The following is a 6,529-nucleotide window of genomic DNA, read 5'->3' as shown; positions in this document are numbered from 1 at the left end:
GACCCCGCACGAGCATTTCGGGATGGAGGAGTTCTACGTCATCGAGGGCGAGCTGATCGACCATGACGGCCAGAAATACACGGCCGGCGATTTCGTCTCCCTCGGCCCCGGCGTGCGTCACTACTCCTACTCGCCCAACGGCGCGCTGACGGTGGCCTGGCTGACCGACACCAACCGCACCCTGGCCGAGGGCGAGGAGCTGTCCTTCGGCCCCGACGTCCTGAAGCGTGCGCGCTACCGCGCGCCGAAGGCCGCCGAGTAGGCGCGCGGCCGGCGATGGGGGAGGGCAAGCAGGGGACCATTCCGCCCGACGGGCGGGTCGTCATGATCTCGGGGGCGAACCGGGGGATCGGTCTGTCGATCGCCCGGCGCCTCCACGCCGACGGCTACAGGCTCAGCCTGGGCGCGCGCGATCCGGCCAAGCTGGCGGCGGCCGTGGCGGACCTGGGCGGCGACGTCCTGCAATGCCGCTACGACGCCGAGGACCGGCCCACCGCCGCCGCCTGGGTCGAGGAGACGGCTAGCCATTTCGGCCAGATCGACGCCCTCGTGAACAACGCGGGCGTGCTGCGCGCCTATCCCTTCGACCAGCCGGACGAGGACCAGCTCGACGAGATGTGGGCGGTCAACGTGAAGGGGCCGTATTTCCTGTCCCTCGCCGCCCTGCCGCATCTGCGCGCGACCGGCCAGGGCCGGATCGTCAACATCCTGTCGAACTCGGGGCTGCGCTATGCCGGCGGCGTGCCCGGCTATGCCATGTCCAAATTCTCGGCCGTGGCCCTGACCCATGTGCTGCGCTACGGCACCTGGGAGGACGGGGTCCGCGTCTGCGGCCTCTGCCCCGGCGCCGTCGACACCGACATGAGCAGGACCAACGCGCCCTTCCCGGGCGAGAAGATCGACCCGGACACGGTGGCGGCCATCGTCAGCCTGGTGATCTCCCTGCCAAACAGCGCCTCCATCGCAACCATGCCGATCAACTACGCGCTGGAGAGCGTGGTCTGACGGCGGGCCGGTCCTCCGCGATGCTCGTCAACATCGCCCTGCTGCTGGCCATGTCCCTGGCCTGGGCCGGGAACTACCTGTTCATTTCCTGGGCCGATCACGGGCTGCCGCCGGTCACGGCCAGCGCGGCGATGACGGCGGCCGCCTCGCTGTTCCTCGCGGCCGGGGTCGGGCTGGGCCTGCGCCGGCCGTTGCTGGCGGCCTTGCGCCGCCGGCCGCTGGCCCTGGTCGTGATGGGGGCGACGGCCGTGGCGCTGCCGCAGCTTTCCGTCGTCGCGGCCGAAGATGCCATTCCGCCCGAACTGTCCTCGGTGATCGGGACCACGGTGCCGATCCTGACCTTCCTGGTCGCGGCCTTCCTGCTGCACACGCGGCGGGCGCGACCGCTCAACCTGCTCGGTCTCGCCGTCGCCGTCGGCGGCATTTTCCTGTTCTGCGGCGGGGGCGCGCTGTCGCGCCAGCCGGCCGAGCTCGACGCCGTCGCGATCATGATGGCCGGCGGCGCGGTGTTCGTCTTCAACGGCCTGTTCGCGGTCCGCTACACGAAGGATCTCGATCAGGAGGTCGTGACCCTGTGGGTCATGGTCTTCGCGACCGGCGGCCTGGCGCTCGGCGCGCTGGCCGTCGAGGGCCTGCCGCCCGCCATGCCCAGCGCCGCGGGGCTCGCCGGCATCGCGCTGGCCGGCATCGTCGGGATGGGGCTGGCCTTCCTCCTCTACTACCGCCTGATCGCCCGGGCCGGCGCGGCCTTCACCTCGCTCTATGCCTTTCTCGTGCCGCCCCTCGGGGTTCTCGTGGCCGTGCTGGCGGGCGACAGGGAGATGCTCGGCCGGCACCTGGCGGGCGTGGCCGTGGTGGTGGTGGGGCTGGTCCTGTTGCTACGATCCAGTGCGGCGATAGAGCCGACCGTAGGGACCGACAGATGATGTAGCCGTTCAGACATCCATACTGTTAACCCTATAGTGTGCCGAGTAGCTTTGTCAGATCGTTGCGGCCGAGATCCTATAAGGTAGAAAATTTCTAAATTTAGACAATCTATAATCGTAAGTCAGGCTCGCTTATATAACTATATGCGACTAATCTAAGCATGCCGCACTCATCTGAGTGCGCGCCCCCCAAGCTGGTACGGATGTATGACTATTGAATCCCGGTTCGACATTTCCTTTGTCGCGAACTTAGCTCTACGAGAGAAACAGATTCAGCAGAACTACCGTCCAATAATAGCGGTGCATAAATGGTTTGCTCGCCGTCCCGGAAGTCTTTTTCGGGCACTTATGCTCTCCGAATTTGGTGATCGACCGCTAAGGCAGCTCTATTTTGCAGCGAACGACTATCCCCATCGGCGAATCGCTGATCCTTTCATGGGTGGAGGTACACCATTAATTGAAGCTAATCGTGTTGGCGCCGACGTCGTTGGATTCGACATCAATCCGATGGCCGCATGGATCGTTCGGGAAGAAATCGAGCATTTGGATATTCTCGCCTATCGAGCCGAGGCCGAACGACTTATTGATACGCTTAGACATGAGCTGGAAAAGCTCTATGTCACCGATTGTCCCATCTATTGCGACAAAGATGTTCCAGTAAAGTATTTTCTATGGGTAAAGACGATACTGTGTGAGAATTGTGGTCAGAATGTCGATTTGTTCCCCGGTTATTTAATTTCTGAAAACTCACGGCACCCATTAAATGTACTTGTTTGCCCGGATTGTGGCGAACTCAACGAAGTGGCAGATAAAAAGAAACTCGGTGCGTGTCACGCGTGTGGTACCGAACTTCGGATCGAAGGCCCGGCTAAGCGAGGTCGATGCGTTTGTAGTAACTGCCACCATGAGAACAGATACCCCCGTCCGGGCGAGGGAGCGTTGGCGCATCGCCTGTTCGCCATCGAGTACTACAACCCTCATCGAAAGACGTCGCACAACGGCCGCTTCTTCAAAAAGCCAGACAGAAAAGATTTGCAGCGCATTAAGGAGGCCCAGCAACGGTGGAACAACCTCGCAGCGGATTTCGTGCCAGATCAGGTAATCCTGTCTGGCGATGAAACGGACCGACTGCATCGCTGGGGATACAGTCACTACCGGGAGATGTTCAGCTTCCGTCAGCTACTCGGCTTGGAACTAAGTTGCCGTCTGATATCTACTGTTAAGGACGAACGAATTCGCCACGCACTTGCAACGAACCTATCCGATTTACTGCGCTATCAAAATCTTCTTTGCCGCTATGATACGTGGGCACTCAAATCACTTGATATTTTTTCGGTACACGGATTTCCCGTGGGCCTTGTCCAGTGCGAGTCGAATCTGCTCGGCATCGTGAACGGAAAGGGAGCAAATGTAGGCTCCGGCGGCTGGACCAACATTGTCGACAAGTACGCTGAGGCTAAAGCATATTGCGATTCGCCTTTCGAAGTGCGGCAGCAAGGTCAGCGCAAAGTACGTGTTCCGATAGCCGGGGAATGGATTGGAGAGTATCTCAATGGTGCGCGGCCTCGGTCTATCGATATCCACTGTGCGGACGCCACTTCGATTGAATTGGCGCCGCAGTCGCTTGACGCTGTTTTTACGGACCCACCATATTTTGGGAACGTACAATACGGTGAGTTGATGGATTTCTGCTATGTCTGGCTTCGACGATTGGTCGGAGATGCAGCAGAAGGATTCTGGCGCCCGTCAAGCCGTGCCGACGAAGAACTCACCGGCAACGTTACCAAGTCGCGCGGTCTGCCGCAGTTCGCCGAAGGTCTAGCGCGTGTTTACACCCACATGGCAAAAGCTCTTAAGCCAGGTGCGCCGCTTGCTTTCACATACCACCACAACAAGTTGGATGCTTACTATGCAGTTGGCATTGCAATTCTTGACGCCGGATTAACGTGCTCTGCTTCCCTTCCCTGCCCAGCCGAAATGGGTGGCTCGATCCATATTCACGGAACCACTTCTTCCATTGTGGATACCGTATTTGTTTGCCGGTCAACTGGCAGCACACGGAAAAAATGGTTCTTCGAGGACGCAGAAGGTCTTGCAACCGTAGTCGCTGATGACCTTGCTCAGCTTACCGAGGCGGGGCGTAGGCCAAGTACTGGCGATATTCGCTGTATTGTTTACGGCCATCTTACTCGTATGACTATTTGGAAACTTCGGCAGTTTTGGGATGACAGCTTGCTGACGGAGAAGAAGCTTGAGATTTTTGCTGAGGCATCACAAAAACTCGCCGATCCAAACCAAACTATTAGTTTGCTAGATGGTCGCCCCAGTTTTGAGAGCGCAGGGCCGCTATTTTCTACACACAAGTCTGAGAGGAGCGCCCATGATGCCGTCCCGTTTTGATATCGACTATGCGGACCCAGCGATTGCTTGGGAACCGCTTGTTGATGAGGTATTTGGCGAGCTGACATCCAGCTTCATCGAAATGCCGAAGGGCAACGGCTTCGTTGAGTATGTCGCCTTCGAGAAAGGGTATCAGACGCTCAAGCGGCACACAGACGCATTTGCGGTCTTCACTAGAGACACTGTACTTGCGGCGGTTCGAGAGACTCCGATCGCCTTTGTCGTCTTCCGCTGCATACTTGGCTTTACCCCGCCGGAATGGGCGTATGTGACGACCGAAATGACCGATGTCTCTGTCGATCAAGGAGCGGCACGTTCCATTGATCGACGTATTCGGCTTGAACCACTCACGCCGATGAATGAAGGCACAGGCGTCACCGCGCAACGTATGTGTGCAATGATAGACGCTGGAATAAGGACCATCGTCAGTGGTGCCCAAAGTGTGCCGCCTGGCATCGTTCACCGGATGGATAAGGCCGACACCGCTAAAGGGATGGTGAGCGTGCAATCGATCGCTAGTCTTGGCGTACCCTATCCCGTAGTTCTGTATGAGCGTTTCCTTGGCCGACCATTTGCGACCCATCGCGATTCCGTCAGTGAGCTTGTCGGCGAGGTTGTTGAGGTTGCGATAAAGAATGTGCTTTCCAATGCGAGAATTAGTTTCCGAGAGACCACGCGGGCCGAGCGAATTCCCGGTTTCGATCAGACACCAGATTTCATTGTCCCGGATGAATTCACGCCAGTTGCATTGATCGAGGCGAAGCTAACGGAAGATGATGGAACGGCACGTGACAAAGTGGCTCGGGTCCAGCGGTTACGCACCCTAAGGGACGAAAATGGCAAGGACTACGATGTGGTCGCCTGTATCGCAGGCCGGGGTTTCAAGGTCCGCCGTGAGGACATGCGCCGATTGTTGCAAGCTACAGATGGAAAGGTCTTCACCTTAGCAACCATGCAGCTTCTACTGACGCACACTCGGATTCGAGAATACCGTGTGAGATAGGCCACGGGGACTCAGTGCTTAGGATAGCGAAGTTCTCAGGGTTCGTAGTGGGGTGAACGTGCTGTAGCCCGAGTGAGCGCCTGCGGCAGCGAAGGCTGCCGGGGAACCCGGCTAGAAGATGCGCCGGATGATGTAGCCGCCGGAGCGCTCGTCCAACTCCAGTTCCAGCTCGCCGCGGTCTTCGGCCTCTTCCAGCAGGTCGTTGAAGGAGCGGAAGCCGTAGTAGCTTTCGTGGAAGCCCGGCTGGCGGCGCTTGAGGGTCTGCTTGACCATCGAGCCCCAGAGGGTGGAGCGGTCGTCGCGCTCGTCGAACAGCGCCTCGGCCGTGTCGACGACCAGGTCGATGGCCTCCTGCATCTTGTCGTCCTGGCTGTCCGACCTGGCGCTGGCGCTGGCGGTCTTGGCGGTTGTGGCCTTGGCCTTCGGCTCCGCCGCCGGCCTCGCGGCGGGCTTCTTGGGTGCCGCGCCGCGCTTGCGCGCCGGCTTCTTCTCGCGCACGAGGTCGTCGTAATAGATGAACTCGTCGCAATTGCTGACCAGCAGGTCGGCGGTCGAGTTCTTCACCCCGACGCCGATCACCGTCTTGGCGTTCTCGCGCAGCTTGCTGACCAGGGGCGAGAAGTCCGAATCGCCCGAGATGATGACGAAGGTGTCGATATGCTCCTTCGTGTAGCAGAGGTCGAGCGCGTCCACGACCATGCGGATATCGGCGGAATTCTTGCCGGCCTGGCGGGTATGGGGAATCTCGATCATCTCGAAGGCGGCCTCGTGCATGGCCCGCTTGAAGGTCTTGTAGCGGTCCCAGTCGCAATAGGCCTTCTTCACGACGATGCTGCCCTTGAGCAGCAGGCGTTCGAGCACCGGCTTCAGGTCGAACTTGTCGTATTTCGCGTCGCGCACGCCGAGGGCGATATTCTCGAAATCGCAGAAGACGGCGAGGCTGCTGTCGTCGTTCAAGATTCTGGTCCGTTGGTCCGTTGCCGGGCGGACAGGCTATCACGACGCTCCGGGCGAGGCGAAGGCGGCCGCTCTCACGTCGAGAGGTAGCCGCCGTCGAGGGGCAGGATCGCGCCGGTGACGAAGGAGGCGAGGGGCGAGGCGAGATAGACGATGGCCGCCGCGATCTCCTCCGGCTCGGCGGGCCGCCCGAGGGGCGTGCGGGCGAAGAGCCCGGCCTGGATCGCGGCGTCGCCGT

7 protein-coding genes are annotated in these 6,529 nt (G+C 60.0%); 5 read left to right on the top strand and 2 right to left on the bottom strand.

Going from position 1 to position 6,529, the window contains the following annotated elements; translation table 11 throughout:
• The 5 genes from KDH09_05370 to KDH09_05350 all read left to right on the top strand — a co-directional run.
• A partial coding sequence (locus tag KDH09_05370) for a cupin domain-containing protein (GenBank protein MCB0219106.1) occupies positions 1-262 on the top strand: 262 nt, incomplete at its 5' end.
• A 14-nt stretch (positions 263-276) separates the two neighbouring features.
• A complete protein-coding gene (locus KDH09_05365; protein ID MCB0219105.1) occupies positions 277-1,005 on the top strand; it encodes an SDR family NAD(P)-dependent oxidoreductase in 729 nt (242 codons plus the stop codon).
• Positions 1,006-1,025: 20 nt separating this feature from the next.
• On the top strand, positions 1,026-1,931 hold the full coding sequence (locus KDH09_05360; protein ID MCB0219104.1) for a DMT family transporter: 906 nt from the start codon (positions 1,026-1,028) through the stop codon (positions 1,929-1,931).
• A 207-nt stretch (positions 1,932-2,138) separates the two neighbouring features.
• Positions 2,139-4,331 carry a DNA methylase gene (locus KDH09_05355; GenBank protein MCB0219103.1) on the top strand — a complete coding sequence of 731 codons (2,193 nt, stop codon included), beginning with the start codon at positions 2,139-2,141 and terminating at the stop codon, positions 4,329-4,331.
• Positions 4,315-5,334 (top strand): hypothetical protein, encoded by a 1,020-nt coding sequence (locus tag KDH09_05350; GenBank protein MCB0219102.1) that lies wholly within the window; start codon positions 4,315-4,317, stop codon positions 5,332-5,334. Before KDH09_05355 ends, KDH09_05350 begins: the two co-directional genes overlap by 17 nt.
• 111 nt (positions 5,335-5,445) lie before the next feature.
• On the opposite strand, the gene KDH09_05345 is transcribed toward KDH09_05350, so the two are convergent.
• Together KDH09_05345 and KDH09_05340 are read right to left on the bottom strand one after the other, a co-directional pair.
• On the bottom strand, positions 5,446-6,294 hold the full coding sequence (locus tag KDH09_05345; protein ID MCB0219101.1) for an NYN domain-containing protein: 849 nt from the start codon (positions 6,292-6,294) through the stop codon (positions 5,446-5,448).
• Positions 6,295-6,365: 71 nt separating this feature from the next.
• Positions 6,366-6,529: SDR family oxidoreductase (locus KDH09_05340; GenBank protein ID MCB0219100.1), on the bottom strand; the 164-nt coding region annotated here is incomplete at its 5' end.

This window comes from Chrysiogenia bacterium, assembly GCA_020434085.1.
Lineage (GTDB): Bacteria > JAGRBM01 > JAGRBM01 > JAGRBM01 > JAGRBM01 > JAGRBM01.
Note: the sequence above shows the minus strand (reverse complement) of the source record. Positions and strands in the feature narration are given on the sequence as shown.